The 16,199-nt window shown below is 48.5% G+C and carries 17 protein-coding genes; 7 read left to right on the top strand and 10 right to left on the bottom strand.

Features of this window, described 5'->3' with window-relative positions; translation table 11 throughout:
• Positions 1–18: 18 nt before the first annotated feature.
• A complete protein-coding gene (locus tag BN6628_RS15635; RefSeq protein WP_068618987.1) occupies positions 19–594 on the bottom strand; it encodes a PadR family transcriptional regulator in 576 nt (191 codons plus the stop codon).
• 374 nt (positions 595–968) lie between these two features.
• Here BN6628_RS15635 and BN6628_RS15630 point away from each other — a divergent pair, with 374 nt between their 5' ends.
• Positions 969–1,811, top strand: coding sequence for an aldo/keto reductase (locus tag BN6628_RS15630; RefSeq protein WP_068618986.1), 843 nt, complete (start codon positions 969–971; stop codon positions 1,809–1,811).
• Positions 1,812–1,906: 95 nt separating this feature from the next.
• Here BN6628_RS15630 and BN6628_RS15625 read toward each other — a convergent pair whose 3' ends face one another.
• Positions 1,907–2,200 (bottom strand): phosphoheptose isomerase family protein, encoded by a 294-nt coding sequence (locus BN6628_RS15625; RefSeq protein WP_068618984.1) that lies wholly within the window; start codon positions 2,198–2,200, stop codon positions 1,907–1,909.
• A 128-nt stretch (positions 2,201–2,328) separates the two neighbouring features.
• Entirely contained in the window at positions 2,329–2,631 is a 303-nt protein-coding gene (locus BN6628_RS15620) for a putative quinol monooxygenase (RefSeq protein ID WP_068618982.1), read from the bottom strand.
• Between the two features lie 139 nt (positions 2,632–2,770).
• Between BN6628_RS15620 and BN6628_RS15615 the strand changes: the two genes are divergently transcribed.
• From BN6628_RS15615 to BN6628_RS15605, 3 genes are all read left to right on the top strand, one after another.
• Positions 2,771–3,211: a GNAT family N-acetyltransferase gene (locus BN6628_RS15615; RefSeq protein WP_068618980.1), complete on the top strand. Its 441-nt coding sequence runs from the start codon at positions 2,771–2,773 to the stop codon at positions 3,209–3,211.
• A gap of 300 nt (positions 3,212–3,511) precedes the next feature.
• Positions 3,512–4,726, top strand: a complete 1,215-nt coding sequence (locus tag BN6628_RS15610; RefSeq protein ID WP_235847653.1) for an MFS transporter — start codon at positions 3,512–3,514, stop codon at positions 4,724–4,726.
• 165 nt (positions 4,727–4,891) lie between these two features.
• Positions 4,892–5,434, top strand: a complete 543-nt coding sequence (locus BN6628_RS15605) for a GNAT family N-acetyltransferase (RefSeq protein WP_068618976.1) — start codon at positions 4,892–4,894, stop codon at positions 5,432–5,434.
• A gap of 151 nt (positions 5,435–5,585) precedes the next feature.
• Here BN6628_RS15605 and BN6628_RS15600 read toward each other — a convergent pair whose 3' ends face one another.
• The 7 genes from BN6628_RS15600 to BN6628_RS15570 form a co-directional block, all read right to left on the bottom strand.
• The gene (locus tag BN6628_RS15600) at positions 5,586–6,509 is read right to left on the bottom strand and encodes an AEC family transporter (RefSeq protein ID WP_068618974.1); all 924 of its coding nucleotides are present in this window, start codon (positions 6,507–6,509) and stop codon (positions 5,586–5,588) included.
• 104 nt (positions 6,510–6,613) lie between these two features.
• A complete protein-coding gene (locus BN6628_RS15595) occupies positions 6,614–8,128 on the bottom strand; it encodes a response regulator (RefSeq protein WP_068618972.1) in 1,515 nt (504 codons plus the stop codon).
• 17 nt (positions 8,129–8,145) lie between these two features.
• Complete coding sequence (locus BN6628_RS15590; protein ID WP_068618970.1) at positions 8,146–9,963, bottom strand: cache domain-containing sensor histidine kinase; 1,818 nt, start codon at positions 9,961–9,963, stop codon at positions 8,146–8,148.
• 31 nt (positions 9,964–9,994) lie between these two features.
• On the bottom strand, positions 9,995–10,828 hold the full coding sequence (locus BN6628_RS15585; protein WP_068618967.1) for a carbohydrate ABC transporter permease: 834 nt from the start codon (positions 10,826–10,828) through the stop codon (positions 9,995–9,997).
• Position 10,829: 1 nt separating this feature from the next.
• Entirely contained in the window at positions 10,830–11,723 is an 894-nt protein-coding gene (locus BN6628_RS15580) for a carbohydrate ABC transporter permease (RefSeq protein ID WP_068618965.1), read from the bottom strand.
• A 91-nt stretch (positions 11,724–11,814) separates the two neighbouring features.
• Positions 11,815–13,122, bottom strand: coding sequence for an ABC transporter substrate-binding protein (locus BN6628_RS15575; RefSeq protein ID WP_082926934.1), 1,308 nt, complete (start codon positions 13,120–13,122; stop codon positions 11,815–11,817).
• Between the two features lie 349 nt (positions 13,123–13,471).
• Entirely contained in the window at positions 13,472–14,098 is a 627-nt protein-coding gene (locus BN6628_RS15570) for a hypothetical protein (protein WP_068618964.1), read from the bottom strand.
• Between the two features lie 245 nt (positions 14,099–14,343).
• Between BN6628_RS15570 and BN6628_RS15565 the strand changes: the two genes are divergently transcribed.
• Genes BN6628_RS15565 through BN6628_RS15555 form a run of 3 tightly spaced genes read left to right on the top strand, consistent with a single transcriptional unit; the run spans position 14,344 to position 16,196 of the window.
• Complete coding sequence (locus tag BN6628_RS15565; RefSeq protein ID WP_068618962.1) at positions 14,344–14,760, top strand: GNAT family N-acetyltransferase; 417 nt, start codon at positions 14,344–14,346, stop codon at positions 14,758–14,760.
• Positions 14,761–14,799: 39 nt separating this feature from the next.
• Complete coding sequence (locus BN6628_RS15560) at positions 14,800–15,327, top strand: GNAT family N-acetyltransferase (RefSeq protein ID WP_068618960.1); 528 nt, start codon at positions 14,800–14,802, stop codon at positions 15,325–15,327.
• 35 nt (positions 15,328–15,362) lie between these two features.
• Positions 15,363–16,196 carry a DUF817 domain-containing protein gene (locus BN6628_RS15555; RefSeq protein WP_068618958.1) on the top strand — a complete coding sequence of 278 codons (834 nt, stop codon included), beginning with the start codon at positions 15,363–15,365 and terminating at the stop codon, positions 16,194–16,196.
• Positions 16,197–16,199: the final 3 nt, after the last annotated feature.

Below are 16,199 nucleotides of genomic sequence, written 5' to 3'. Positions count from 1 at the left end.
CCCACAATGGGATATATTTTACGATTGTGTATCGTCTGGCTGTCTTCTCCGGGATGCCGGCTTTCTTGTCCGGTCCAGGTCATCAACAATTTCATTCATTTGTTCTTTCAGCTGATCCAGTGCGCTGCGGAAGCGTTCCCAATGAAAAGGGTGCCCGACCGTGGCTTTTTCGGCTTTACCGATCAGCAGAAGAAGCTCGGAAAGCTCGTCTTTGAATTCCTTGCCGTGGCCTTCGCGTTCAATCCGGTACAGTTCCTTGCGGTAGGCTGAGGCCCCGTACAGTTCCTGAATCGGAGTATCCTTCAGGAACTGGCGGCCAGTCTCAGTCAGGCTGTATACCTTCTTGCCTTCAACCGCCTCGGCGGATATCAGCTTCCGTGCTTCAAGCATATTTAACGTAGGATAGATTGAACCGGCGCTGGGGACATAGATGCCTCCGGATTCTTCTTCAAGCGCTTTGATCATTTGATACCCGTGCTTAGGCCCCTGGCTTAACAGCTCCAGCAGGGCATATTTAACACCGCCTCTGCCAAAAAAACGTTTCTTCCGCTCGTGTTTGCGGGTATTTTCAGTCAAGTGGTCTTTTTTCTCCATGTTGCTGTTCCCCTAATTAATTACATTTTGATATATATTAAATGAACTTATGAAGGTTACCCTATTAGGGACGCTGCGACGCCGAGTGTCCTTACGACCCCTGTTGTCTCCGAAATGCTTGAAATAGCTATCCAGTGGGGCATCTTGGAACAAAGGCGGACACTCCGCTTCTTCAGAATGCCTCGTCCTCTCCGCGGAGATCGGTTAATTCTAAAGTTCATTTTATATCTAGTATAAATTATGAAAATCTCGTTTCATAGGTAAAATTATCCTTCTCACGGGTAAGTATCAAATATGTGCCTTCTTTTATTTCACCTATGGATTTCCTATAATAGACATGGCAGAACTAATGAAAACACTGAAGGAGGATTTACATGCCTAACCATTTACAAGATACAGTGGAACTAAACAATGGAGTACAAATGCCGTGGTTTGGTCTTGGCGTATGGCAGGTTAAGGAAGGCGACGAAGTGCTCAGCTCGGTGAAGGCAGCAATCCGTAACGGATACCGCAGTATTGATACTGCTGCTGCTTACAAGAATGAGGAAGGCGTTGGACAAGCCATTCGCGAGGCGCTGGAGGAGAACGGGCTTAAGCGTGAAGATCTCTTCATTACAACTAAAGTATGGAACTCCGATCAAGGATACGAATCCACTCTACAGGCGATTGACACCAGCCTTAGCAAGCTGGGCCTGGATTATGTGGACCTGTACTTGATTCATTGGCCTGTGAAAGGTAAATATAAAGATACATGGAAGGCGATGGAGAAGTTATATCAGGATGGCAAGGCTAAGGCGATTGGCGTATGCAACTTCCACGTTCATCATCTTGAAGATCTGCTTGCCGATGCTTCAGTAACTCCAGCCGTCAATCAAATTGAGCTTCATCCGTACTTGAGCCAGAAGGAAATCCGCGACTTCTGCGATTCCAAAGGAATTGTAGTGGAAGCTTGGTCACCGCTTGCACAGGGAAAGGCCCCTCAGGACGAGAAGCTGAAAGCAATCGGTGAGAAATATGGAAAAACTGCGGCCCAGGTCGTTCTCCGCTGGGATCTGCAGCACCGGATTATCACGATTCCGAAGTCGGTCCATGAAGAACGGATTATCAGCAATGCGGACATTTTCAATTTCGAACTGAGTCCTGAAGACATGGCTGCTATTGATGCGCTGAATCTTAATGAACGTACCGGACCGGACCCGGACAATTTTAACTTTTAATGCAGCTCAATTGCAAGAGGCTGTGCCTGAGATCGTAGAGATCTTGGGCACAGCTTTTTTGCTGAATCAGCGATTTACGTGGAGCGATGGTTTATTTACAGCTTGACCCAGGCAACAAGCCCATCGGGTTGATCCGGGTTGATGCCTTGGCGTTCGGCGCTGGCCAGAGCGGCGAGTTGCGGAATGAAAATGAACGGGATGCCGTCCAGCGGTTGTTCTGTCGTAAACGCGAGGTCGAGGAATTCATGCGGCAGTACCCCCGCACGATCGGCGAACCCGATGACGGTAGCTCCCCGCTCCTTAATATCACGCACCAGGTTGTGCTGATGCTGAATGCCGCTGTCTGAAAAGGCGGCGATAACCAAGGTGTCCGGGCCTACCGTCACCATCGGACCATGACGCACGTCAAGGAAATGGTAAGCATGAGCTTGGGTTGCCTCGGATGTTATGGGTGGATGAATCCAATCAATACCGCCGGGGCGCTGCTGCTCATTTAGCTATTAACCCTATGCTACAGCTAGAGTCCTTTCCCTCCAAGGGGGGTCAGCTGCACGGCCTCAATGCCTGCAATCAAGGGCTTGGCCCGCCCGATGGCAGCTTGAGTATCCTCCTGCTGAAGGGAGGCGTCATGTGCGACTTTACTGCTCCAGACCTCGGTGACCCACACCGTATCCGGTTCATTCTCTGTGACATGAATCGCGTAAATCAGACACTCGGGTACAGTTTGTAGGGAATCAGCCGCATTCAGAAGAATTTGGGCAAGATTGTCCCGTTCCCCGGGGACAGCCGTGAATTTCACATTCATCCCATATTTACTCATGATCGTCACTTCTCTCTTAAGAATTTTTGGATCATAGCATGCTCTTATGTATTATATCATTAGCCTAATCCTTCCAGAAGGAGTGGCTGCTCCCTGTGTAGAACTTGTTTGTAAACGGCAATTGTTAAAGGGGGGCATCATGAGAATAGAGCTTGCGGGGATATCGGATATTCCATATATTCTTGAGCGTGATAGGCATCTTCCGCCAATGCTGGTCCGTCAGAAGATTGAGCAGCAGGAAATCTACATGCTTCGTGACGAAGAAGATCAGGTAATTGGCTGGCATAGATATGGATACTTCTGGGATAACATCCCTTTTATGAACATGCTCTGGATCAATGAGGAATACCGGGGGCAGGGGATGGGCAGAAGCGTGGTTGCTCACTGGGAACGGGAGATGTATGCTAAGGGATTCCGACTCGTGATGACGTCAAGCTTATCGAATGAGCAGGCCCAGCATTTCTACAGACAGCTTGGATATATGGATGCGGGGAGCCTGCTGCTCCAGAACGAACCGATGGAAATAATTTTTACCAAAACATTAAATGCGATAATAAATTTTAATGAAGAGAAACTGTAAATTTATACAGTTTCTCTTTTCTTTGCTGCGAATTTGTGGCATGATTCCATTTAAAACCTAAAAATAGGCTGTATAAAATGAACTTTAGAATAAACCGATCTCAGCGGAGAGCCGAGTGATTCTGAAGAAGCGGAGCGTCCGCCTTTGTCTCCGAAATGCCCCTGCTTGGATATTAGTTCAAGCATTTTGGAGACAACCGTGGTCGTAAGAACACTCGGCATCGCAGCGCTTCAAGGGTAACCTTCATAAGTTCATTTTTATGGATTTTATTTACAGAGAGAAGGAATGGAGGGAGATTTCTTGAACAAGGCAGCTGCCGTTGTTAAGTCGGCCGTAAATCAGGCCACAGTGTATCCGATTTTGTTCGCCGTCAGTATCGTGCATCTGCTGAATGATGCTATGCAATCCGCCATACCGGCGCTGTTCCCGGTGCTTAAGGACTCGCTCTCACTGTCCTATGGACAGATCGGCTGGATTACGTTTGCCATGAATATTACGGCATCCGTTCTTCAGCCTGTAGTGGGTGTCTATTCAGACATCAGGCCGCGTCCCTTTATTCTTCCCTTCGGGGTCATCTTCACCCTGCTTGGGGTCGTGCTCGTTGCATTTGCTCCAGGTTACATATGGATGCTGCTTGCCGTGACCTTTATTGGGATTGGGTCCTCGGTGTTCCACCCCGAATCCTCGCGGGTTGCTTATCTGGCCGCAGGACCGCGCCGGGGGCTTGCCCAGTCGATCTTCCAGGTGGGCGGCAATTTCGGCAGTTCACTGGGACCGCTGATGACCGCGTTGATCTTTGTTCCGCTGGGGCAATTCAGCGTGATCTGGTTCAGCATCGCTGCGCTGATTGCCATTGGAATCCAATACCGGGTAGCCAAGTGGTACAGTGCTCAGGATCTACAGCCCCGTAAGAAAAAGACTTCTGTTGAGCATACGGGCACAAGACGAGCCTTATCCAAAGCGGCTGTGGTTGGAGCCATGATTATTCTGGTTCTGCTGGTCTTCTCCAAGAACGTTTATATGGTCAGCATCACGAACTTTTATTCCTTCTTCCTGATTGACAGCTTCGGAATCTCGAAGCAGACCGCCCAGTGGTTCTTGTTCGCCTTCCTGGCTTCCTCTGCGGTTGGAACCTTCTTCGGCGGGCCGCTTGCGGACCGTTATGGAAGACGGAAAATCATTTGGCTGTCCATCCTGGGAGCCGCGCCATTCTCACTGCTGCTGCCGTATGCCAGCCTGTTCTGGTCTGGAGTGCTTGTCGTGTGCGCCGGGTTCGTACTATCCTCAGCCTTCTCGATTATTGTGGTCTACGCCCAGGAGCTGCTTCCGGGCAAGGTTGGTTTGGTATCAGGCCTATTCTTCGGGCTTGCGTTCGGTCTTGCCGGAATTGGCTCTGCCGTACTGGGTCATTATGCCGATGCCACGAGTATTGAAACTGTAATGAAAATCTGCGCCTTTCTGCCGCTGATTGGTCTGCTTACGATCTTCCTGCCGAAGGACCATGAGCTGGCTTAAATAAAAGGGCTGAATCGGGTGGCTTAAAATTGCGTTTGACAACCGTTATGCCAGGCCACACCGCGCGTTGGGAGGCGGGGAGCTTCGCGTGGTACGGTTGTTGCCGCCCGAGCGGCACAGGCATGAGAAATAGTGAGCGTTTAAATATAGAGAGGAGGGAATGCCATGTTCAAATATTCCATCGACGATGATTTATTCCTAAAGCTGCTTGAGCCGCGGGATGCCGCGCGTTTATTTGAGCTGATCGTTCATGACCGGGAGATGCTGGGGGAATGGCTGCCTTGGGTGGCATTCACACGTGAAGCAGGGGATACGGAGAATTTTATCCGTTCCCAGCTTGAGGTGTATGCTAAAGGACTTGGTGTGTACTGTGGTCTTGTATATCATGGCCAGATCGCGGGCTGCATCTCGCTTCAGGATCTGAACCTGCCGAACCGCAAGGTGTCGATCGGGTATTGGCTGGGCTCCGACTATCAGGGCAAGGGCCTGATGACCAAAGCGTGCAGAGCCTTGATTAACTATGCCTTCCAAGAGCTTGAGCTAAATCGGGTGGAAATCCGGGCAGCGGTAGATAACAAGAAGAGCCGGGCGGTGCCCGAGAGACTGGGCTTTACCCAGGAAGGGGTAATCCGGGCTTCAGAGCTGATCGGGGACATCTATGTGGATCATGTGGTCTATGGTATGCTGGCAGGGGAATGGACGAGTTGACGGGGAGCGGGCGCTCGTTTTCAGAGCTTTCCGAACACAAGCCGAACTCCTAAATAAAATCAAGGGCCGTCTTTGGGGACGGCCCTTCGTATGATTAGGTCAACCAGATTACTGGTTGGCCTAATCTTTTGTTTTTTGCGCAGGGTATAGGTCATGCCAAATATCTGGCAAGGGAGATCAGACCCGTAATCGTGATTACATTAAGAATGGTCGAGATCAAAATTGTCTGCGCGGCAAAATCTGGTTCATTCTGATATTCTTCGGCGAGGATGGAGGTGTTGACCCCAACCGGCATACCGGAGGCAATGAGCAGGGCTTCCGCGGGAATTCCCCGCAGTCCAAGCAGAAGAATGAGAACGAATCCGACAGCAGGAGCGAACAGAAGACGCATGACCACGCTAAGGTATACCTCAATCCGGTCCAATCTTAGCGGATATTTAATGATCTGGGCGCCAAGTGTCAGCAGAGCAATGGCGACCATGGATTGTTCCCCGTACTGCAGCGGCTGGTAGATAAACATGGGCAGCGGCACACTGAAGATATGCATAAGCAGTCCCAGTACAAGCGCGTAAGGGACCGGCATTTTCAAAAATCCGATGACCGCCTGTTTATACAACCCCTCGGTCTTGGCGCCCTGAATGGAGATTACGCCATAGGTGAAGGTTAGCAGACTCTGCATCGACATGATCAGGGCCTGGATAGAACTGGCCAGGGGATCGCCCCGGAAAGCCAGATTATTAATCGGCAGACCGTAGTTGCCGGAATTGTCGAGAATCAGACTGTTGGTGAAGGCGGCCTTCATGCCGCGGCTGAACTTGCGTTGGCGGGAGATCAGCGTCCCGGCGCCATAGAGAACAAGGACATACAGCGTGTAGAATAGGGCCACACTTCCGAGCAGCGCCGGGGACATTTCCGAATGATACATGCTGATGAATACAGCAGCCGGCGTAATGTAATAAAAGTTGATTTTGGTTAACGTATATAGATCAAGCTTGAATACATACTGCATTACGGAGCCGATTCCAATCAGAATAAAGATCGGCAGAACAACTTGAACAAGGATGACGGCAATCATGGTGAGTTCAACTTCTTTCCTAATAATCAGGTGGGGGCAAGATCTGCCCGTGCGCTGATCATTATACCAGATATCCGGGTGAAGTGCCGGGGAATCATCTCGGCTTATTGGGGGCTGGTATGAGATTGCCGTGCGATCTGCCTGTATTGGTTTGGTGTCAGCCCGACGATCCGCTTGAACAGCTTGTTAAAATAAGCGGGATCATCATAACCAATCTCTGCGCCGATATGATGAATTTTCATCCATGGGGCCGTCTTTAACAGATGCTTAGCCTGATTGATCCGCACATCAATAATATAATCCGTCAGTGTGAATCCGGTCTCCTGCTTGAAGAGCTTGCTTAAATAGCTTGGAGTCAGATAGACCATCCGGGCCAGCTCATTTAGGTCGGCTTGCTGATTATAGTTGGCCGAGATCCACTGTTTCACCGTCTCAACCGCATTGCCTCCCATTAACATCCGTTTGTTCCGGATTTCTGTGAACACCGACAGAAAGGTGTCCATAATTTCTGATTCCAGTTCAGTGTAGCTCATAACAGCAGATAGCACCTGTTTTAGGTCAGAAGACGATTCGTATACCATTTGAAACTCTTGCAGTTCATTTGCGGCTGTCTCCCGAATCCATCCAACATATCTCAGGTAGCTTTCCGGCTCGGAATTTTCTGTCTTTAACAGTACCAAACCTTCCTTAATCCGTTTCATGATCTGGTTGATATTCAGAATTTGCAAATCATGGATCAGTTCAGATTTGTCACCGGTCAATCTCTGCAGCACATTTGTTGAAGGCAGGCTGATATCCTGGATGTGGGCAATATACCGGAATGATTCGCTGTATATTCCCTGGCCACAGGCCCTGATGGATTCCAGGTAAGCTGTGTACAGTTCAGATGCAAGGTGATAGGAGCGGCTTATGCCGATATGAACCAGGATTTTAGATGAGACAGAGGATAAGATGGCACTGCACATCACCTGAAGCTGATCATAACTTGGCTCCTTATCCGAGTAACAGATCAGAATATGCATATGCTCATGAAGCTCCAAGACATCCGTGTGCATTACGGTTTCCATTTTAAGAAGCGAGTCTTTAAATGCAGTTAAAGCGATGGAGCTGTTCATTTTTATGGCAAGCAGGGTGAAATAGGGACAGGGCAGTACCAACTCAGATAGAAGAAAATCGGAAGAAGCCCTGCTGAGTAAGACAGACAGCAGGATGCCTTTACGCTGCTGGTCCTCTTTCTTACGGGTATTCTTCCGTTCCTCATCCAACCGGTATAGAAGCGCGAACAGCTGGTCTTTGTTTATAGGCTTGAGCAAATAGTCGACAGCAGAATAACGTATCGCTTCCTGAGCATAGCTGAATTCTGTGAAGCCACTCATCAGAATAGACCGGATATGCGGATAACTGTCTTTAAGTTTGCGAATCAGTTCAAGGCCGCCAATTTGGGGCATGCGGATATCGGTAATGACCACATCGACAGCTTCAAGATTGAGATCATGAAGCACCTGTTCCCCGTCCGAGCAGCTGCCTGTGATTAGAAACTCGGGGTTCTCTTTCTGGATCATGCGGGCAAGTCCTTCCCGGATGAGTACCTCATCATCTACAATTACGATACGCAGCAACGTGTTGTCCCCCCTGGTTATTTAGTATTGTCTTCGGTCTCGCACAGGGTTGGCCCTTTAATCTGAAGTGTGACACTTGTACCGACGCCAAGCTCACTTTCAACCTGAAGTCCATAGGAATAACCATAATGCAGGCACAGGCGTTCATTTACATTCCGCAGCCCGATTCCGAAATTCTCTCCAGGCTCCGCGCTTTGAAGGTTGTTGTTCAGGGCCAGAAGCTTATCTTGGCTCATACCTACTCCATTGTCTTTGATCAGGAACATCGCGTTGTCATCCCGGCTCCAGGCCGTAATGGTAAGAAGCCCGGGTCCGGATTTCTTCTCCAGGCCGTGGAAGACCGCATTCTCCACGATGGGTTGAAATACAAGCTTGAGCACAGGCAGTTCCAGGAAAGCATCCGGGATGTCAAGCTCCAGCTCGAATTTTCCCGGAAAACGGATCTGAAGCAGCTGGAAGTAATTTGTCACATGCTCAAGCTCCTCAGCTATGGTGACAGCCTCTTCACTGCGGCTGATACTGTACCTCATTTGTAGTCCCAGCAAATAAGTAAGCTCGGCTACGCGGGGGTCATCATTACTCTCTGCCAACATTCGAATGGACTCCAGCGTATTATAAATAAAATGAGGATTGATCTGGTTCTGAAGCGCACGCATATCCGCCTTTTGTTTACGTTTCTCTGTAATAGAAACCTCCTCAAGCAGATCCTTGATCCTTGTAATCATCCGGTTGAATTGGTGGCCGAGCAGCCCGATTTCATCATTATATTTCGGCGTTAACGAGACTCCGAGATTGCCACGTTGGACTTGTTTCATCAGACGGACCATTGATTTCAGCGGCCGGGTCAGCGCGTAGGAAATGATCGTAGCTACGAGCAGGGCGAACGCCAGGATGATTAAAGTGGTCAGGATAAGTGCCGAACGGTTCTGTTCGAACGAGGACAAGATATGATTAAGCGGGATGCTGTGCAGCATGATCCACCCGGTTTCCTGTGATACCTTGTATACGGTTAAATACTCCTGTCCTCCAATCTCGGACTGGAAAGATCCTTGGTCAAGCTTGGCCTGCTTCAGAAGCAGGCTCGATTGCTTGGTCGGGTCGAATCCACCCTTATCGTTGTTGGCAAACAGGATCTTGCCCTGGCTGTCGACAATCATGGAGCTGCCTCCGGTAACTTGGTTTACCGGTTCGAAGGTTTGTTTGAATATTTTGATATCTGTATCAAACGCGATGATGCCTATATCCTTAAGGGTGCTGGCAGACTTGACGGTCCGCAGGACCGTAAATACCTCTTTGCTTCCATTGGAATTGGCGCGGATAGTATGCCTGCCTGTAATGATCGGGGCCGCACCATTATTTCGAATGAGGCTGTTCCACTGCGCAAGCTGCTCGTAGGGATACAGCTCGGTAATGGTCGTGTTCTTGTCATAGAAGACCGATCCGAATTTATCGACCAGATAGACAGCTGAGATCTCTTCCTTGGTATGGTTCAGATAGCTGAGAAACATCCCGATACTGACGTTTTTGTCCCAATTGGTACCCTTTTGCTCCAGGTAGTATTGAACTTCCTTGTTATATAACGGGAGAACCGTATATCTTTTTAGATCCGCCACATAGCTGTCCAATGTATTGGAGGCATTGGCAGTCATTTGTACGGCGTTGTTTGTCGCATTTTCAAGCACAGATTGGAGAGTTGAGCGCGCTGAAAGGTAGGTTACATAGGTGATCGGCATAGATATCAGAAAGACAAAGATGACGATCAGCTTTTTTTGCATGGAAAGGTTGGCAAGAAATAACCAGCCTTTGAGCAGATTACCCCGTATAAGTGAAAACATGGATGAACGACCTTCCTCTCCATTCCCCAAGCTACTTCACAGCGCCGCTGGTCACTCCCTCGAAGATATATTTCTGCAGGAATAAATACAGAATGACCGTAGGCAGCAGAATGAGCAGAATTGCTGCGCAGATCAGATTCCAATCCGCTGTATTCACACCCTGGAACCGCATGAGCACGGTGGTCACCACACCTAAACTTTGTTTAGGCATATATAGATAAGGAATATACATATCGTTGTAAATACTGATCGTCTTTAAGATGACCAGTGTAGCGGTCGCTGGAGTCAGCAGCGGGAAAATAATAGATCTATAAATCCTGAATAGGGATGCGCCTTCTACCATCGCGCTCTCGTCCAAATCCACAGGAATATTTCGGATGAATTGCAGGTACAGAATGATTTGAATGACGTCGGCACCAACATATAGAATGATAGGCGCTCCCAGGGTATTGTACAACCCCAAGCTTTTAATGATACCGAAAGTAGCTACCTGGGTCGTAATGCTCGGGATAATGGTTGCGACCAGATAAGCTCCGAACACTACGGGCTTCAGCTTGAAGCTGAAGCGTCCCAGAACGTAGGCTACCATTGTACCAAACAGAATGTTTAGCGCAAGCGCAACAACAATGATGACCAGTGTGTTGCTGAACCCGCTTAGCAGATGTCCCCGTTTGAACACGGTGACAAAATTCTCGAAATTAAAGAAGCTGTGGGGCAGTTCCATTGAATTGCTGGTATTGAACTCATCCTTGGATTTGAAGGCATTAACAATGACGACATAGGGAGGGAAGAGAACGACAAATACCCCGGCAAGCAAAGTTATATACTTGAGAAGGCTTATGAAGTTGAACTTTGTGCTTTTCATGTTATTTGTTACCTCCCCTGTTGAGAACAAGCTGCTGGATCAAGAGGACAAAGACGACAAAGAACAGCAGAATAATACTCATCGCTGAGGCAAGGCCATAATTGTTATAAGCAAAGGCGGTGTCCACAACCCGCTGCACATACGTCTGGCTGGCTCCGGCCGGGCCGCCTTTCGTAAGCACGAAGGGAAGATCAAACACTTCTAGGGCACCAGTGACGGTAAGGAACAGATTCAGTTGGATGACCGGCTTCATATTAGGAAGGGTAATTCTCCATAACGTTTGCATGGAACTCGCCCCGTCTATCTTGGCGGCTTCGAAGATATCCTGTGGAATAGCCTGTAAGGAAGCGATATAAATCACCATGTTATAGCCCATAAAACGCCATAAGCCGGTGGAAGCCAGTGAGTAATTCACCAGGCCTTCGGTTCCGAGCCAGCTGGTATCGGAAAGACCGCTAAGGCCCAAGCTGCCTAATAAAAGGTTAAGGGAGCCGTTAGTGGTATCAAATACATAACCAAACATGAAAGCTACGGCTACGCCGTTCATGATATAGGGAAGGAACAGGAGAATACGGAAGAAGTTCTTTCCCCGAAGTCTATTATTTAGAACGACGGCAAAATAAATGGCGATGATGTTCTGGATGATCCCCATGACAAAGTAGGCAAAGTTATGCTCAAATACTTTGAAAATATCCGGATTGGCGAACACCTCCCGGTAGTTGTCCAAGCCGACCCACGGCTTCTCAGGGCTGTAGCCGTCCCAGTTGGTGAAGCTGTAATAAACCAGCTTTATAGCCGGATAATAGGTAAAGGTGGCAAGCAGAAGCAGGGGGACGGTCAGGAAGGAGATGATAATGATCATTTTCTGTTTTGAGTAAGATAGGCTTCCAAACATCCTCAGACCTTCTTTCTATAGATCTTCAAAAGTTATAGGGAAAATGGATTATCCATCAGAAGATAATCCATTTTCCCTGGTTTTTCTGGAATTAGTGTTTCACTTCTTTTCTGGCTTTGGCCCATGCGGCATTCCATTTATCCAGCACTTTCTGCGGATCAGAGGCAAGTACAAATTCCTGTGCTACCGCTGGCAGATCCAGCTGTGCCTTGTTGCTGATGTCTGTTACAACAGGATCATCCACTGTACCTTCCTGGAGCTTCACGCCGCCCGACTGGAATTCCTTCAGCTGAGCCAGTTTGGATTCTTTGTTCTTAAGAGGCGGAATGAACCCGGCGAAATCCTCATAACCGGACTCTTCAATCATCCATTTCACAAATGCCTTGGCTGCGTCCACATGCTCACTGTCTTTGGCGACCGCATAGAAGAAGTCAGGACTTAGAGCAGCAGATGGTTTGCCAGAATTGTCATATGGCAGCGGGAAGAATCCGACATTGTCCGAAGTTGTTCCAGCCCCGATGACCTGGTTGATAACCCAGTTCCCGAGGAAATACATTCCGAATTTGCCTGCGGCAATATCCTTTTTGGACTGCTCCCAGTTCGTTGAATTGATATCCTTCTCCAGGTAACCTTTCTCGTTAAGCTGGCGAAGGAGTCCCATCGCTTTGCCGTAACCATTGTCCATGGTGAACGGGGTATCTGTGTTGAGTTTATCATTCGGGAAGTTCGGGTTGTTCTCAATTACCCTGGGAAGATCATACACCCAGTTGTTCAGCGGCCACTTATCCTTGAAGTTCGAAGCCAGCGGAACGATGCCTTTCTGCTTGAGCTTCTCACAAGCAGCCAGGAATTCATCCCAGGTCTTGGGTACCTCTGTAATTCCTGCATCTGCGAAAGCTTTTTTGTTATATACGATACCGGAAGTGGAGTTGCCGGAAGAAATTCCGTACAGCTTGCCATCGAAGGATTTAAAGTCTTTGAAGGTTACTTGATCATTAAGCCCGAGATCGTCTAGTGGAGCAAAGTACTTAGGAAGATCCGAGTTCGGGATTGTTGGAATGAACATTACGTCTGGCAGCTCCTGGCTGGCCATGCGAACTTTTGCCTGCTGATTGTAGTCTGTCTGGGAAGGCTCAAGCTCGACTTCGATATTAGGGTATTTTTCATTGAAGCGTTTCAGATACTCGTCGTATTCCTTGCCAATCATATCCGTACGGTTGGTCAGGAAGGTGATTTTGCCGCTGATGTCCGAAGCGTTTTTAGACGTTTCTTGATTGGATTTGCCCGGGTCTGCAGCAGGTGTGTTCCCGCTTCCAGAATTGTCCGAGCCGCAGCCGGAGAGAAGGAGGGACATGACCACAGCCATGGAAACTCCCGTTGAGAATAGCTTTTTCTTCAATTGATTCGCCCCTTTTCATGATTGATAGCGTTTACAAGGCAATTATATAGCTGGAGAGTTTTTCGTTTAAAGGTACTCAATTGTGATTTATTGTCTTCTGTTATCCTGTTTGCTTAAAGACCTTGATAGGCCCAAAGAATAACTATAACAAAGTACAACGAATCACAACATAGTTCAATAAAAGGGAAATGATGGGTTTCAGGTGGATCTGAAATGTAGGGCGATGGACGGAGGAAGGGATTCGGATCTAAATTAGAATTAGTGAGATAAGAAACAAACCTAACCCTCTGGCCATTATGGCTGGAAGGTTAGGTTTGTTGGGCAAGATTATTTGCTTGTACAGAAACGGTTAACGTCCTTGATAAGGATTTACGACCTGGACCTTTGCGGTGAACAGCTTGCCGCTATGTAGTGCGGTTACCCGGGCAAGGCCAGGCTTCAAGCCGGTGAGATTGCCTTGGCTGTCCACCTGAAGAAGGTCGGGCCGTTCGCTTATGTAGATTACGTCATTTGTAACTCTCTTCAAAGGGCCTTGACCGATCTTGATGTAGGCAGCGGTGTCCAGGGTGTCACCTACTGTAACCGAATACTCATCAGAGTCCAGAGTAAAGTGGAGTATCTCTGGCTGTGTGACTGGCGTTCCGTCTGGATTTTTAACTCCGCCCACGTCCGGTATTCCCCCTGGGTTGCCAGGAAATAAAATTATAACTTCGTCCGGATTTCCTACTCCACCGACATCAGGTATTCCCGGATTGCTTGGCAGAGTAGTCGCCCCTCCACCTCCGACAGTATAGTCCCCACCTGTAGTTGGCTGTCCAGGGAACGTAATGACCACAGTAGATGTATTGTTGGTACTGTTCTCGATCACAGGAATCTCGGCAGAGGCATATCCTGTTCCCGGCACAGCCATGGCGAGAATGAGGCCTGTGAGTAAGGCTGTGGTCTTGCTGCTGATGCGCCTGGCTGGTTTTTTCATAGAGCAAACCTCCTTTATATTTTTGCAAGGATAGTCCTCTACCCTTATTACAATTATGGATAATTTATCCTGGGATTTATAGGGACTATTCTATTATTTATTGGTATAAGTGCTTCCTCCCTAAGTTCCTAAACTCAGAAAATGCTATAATGGATAAGGTTGCCCTAATACAAACATAAATTCAGGAGGCGTTATCTATTACTACAATACTTATTCAAGAGCATTTGGAACCTGAAACTTTGCCAATGGAACTGCTGCTGCTGGCAGATCCGGATGAGCAGATGGTGCAGAGTTATATACATAAAAGTTCAGTGTACACCTTGGTTGTGGATCAACAGATTCTTGGTGTCTGTGTTCTGCTTCCGCGTTCGCCGGAGGAGGCGGAGATTGTCAATATTGCGGTGCATGAACAAGCCCAGGGAAGAGGGTTTGGCAAAAAGCTTCTTCAGCACACGATTGACTCTGCCCGGAAGGCGGGCTATCGTCTGCTGAAGGTAGGCACAGGCAACTCCAGCCTGAACCAGCTGGCATTTTACCAGAAGAACGGATTCCGCATCACTGGCGTGGAGCGGGATTATTTCGTGAAGCATTACAGTGAACCGATTATGGAGAACGGGATTGCCTGCAAAGACATGATTCTGATGGAAATGGAGCTTGGATAAACGATAGAGGTATTGAATGAAATGGAGGAATAAAGCAGTATGCTTAACTATAGACCGATGACACATGAAGATGTGAAGTTGATCTCTCATATTGACCGTTCGGAGTATATTGAGAAGATTTACCGTATGGAGAATGGAAGTGTGAAAGAAATCCCTGCAGGCCATGAGTGTGGAACCTGGGATCAGCACTACTTGGAGGAGCTGAAGACCCGGTATCTTGAGCAGCTGTCGGATGGAGGGTACGCCTATGGGGCTTTCGATGGCGATAGGCTGGCTGGTTTCGGCGTGCTTGCGAACAAGTTCCGCGGCAAGAATCAGGACCAGCTGCAGGTTGACCTGATGTATGTATCAAGAAACTACCGCAGACAGGGAATTGGAAGGACGCTGATGGATGAACTGAAACGGGAGGCGCTCCGCCGCGGGGCAGCCTATCTCTATGTCTCCTCCACGGAGACACAGTCTGCCGTTAATTTCTATACCCACTGTGGCAGTAAGGTAACCCAGGAGGTTGACCCGGAGCTATTTGAGCTTGAGCCTGAGGACATTCATATGCTGATCAAGCTTTAAGTGGATGAGGCTGTATTAAGATAAGGCGGTGAACCATGCAATTTTGGCGCAAGTTATGGGTTTTCGGCTGGAAAGAGGCTTTGTCCTGCGTGTTCCCGGTGATCATCTTCGCATCCCTGGCTGTCACCAAAGTCGTTCAAGTGCCTTATGTACCGAGGTACGATCTTATCCTTATGATCTGTATCGTAGCCCAGGTAGCAATGGTGGTGTTCAGCCTGGAGACTTTGGATGAGCTCAAGGTAATCTGTTTGTTCCATATTATTGGGCTTGTTTTGGAACTCTATAAAGTGCACATGGGTTCCTGGTCTTACCCTGAACCCGGGTGGAGCAAGTTCTATGGTGTTCCCTTGTACAGCGGGTTCATGTACGCGAGTGTGGCGAGCTACATCTGTCAGGCCTGGCGCAGGTTTGACCTGAAGATTACAGGCTGGCCGGGGCGAGTGCTGCCTTGGGTGATCAGCGGTGCGATTTATTTGAACTTTTTCACCCACCATTATATTGGTGATTACCGATGGATTCTAATTGTGCTGCTGTGTGTCATATTCTATAAAACACAAGTTTATTTCAAGGTAGAGGAGCGAACTCTCCGGATGCCGCTGCTGCTAAGCTTCCTGCTGGTGGGCTTCTTTATCTGGCTGGCGGAGAATATATCCACACTTCTGGGCGCGTGGCGCTATCCGGATCAGGAGCATGCCTGGCAGATGGTGCATCTCGGCAAGATCAGTTCCTGGTTCCTGCTCGTGGTAATCAGTCTGATTATCGTGGCTCAATTGAAGCATGTTAAAGGGCAACGCGACCGGAAGGAATATGTCATAAGCGGGACCCAGCAGCCGGAGTATAACTCGGAATCTATCAAGCGGGAGAGTTGACGA

Origin of the sequence: Paenibacillus tuaregi (genome assembly GCF_900086655.1) — a bacterium.
Taxonomy (GTDB): Bacteria; Bacillota; Bacilli; order Paenibacillales; family Paenibacillaceae; genus Fontibacillus; species Fontibacillus tuaregi.
Note: the sequence above shows the minus strand (reverse complement) of the source record. Positions and strands in the feature narration are given on the sequence as shown.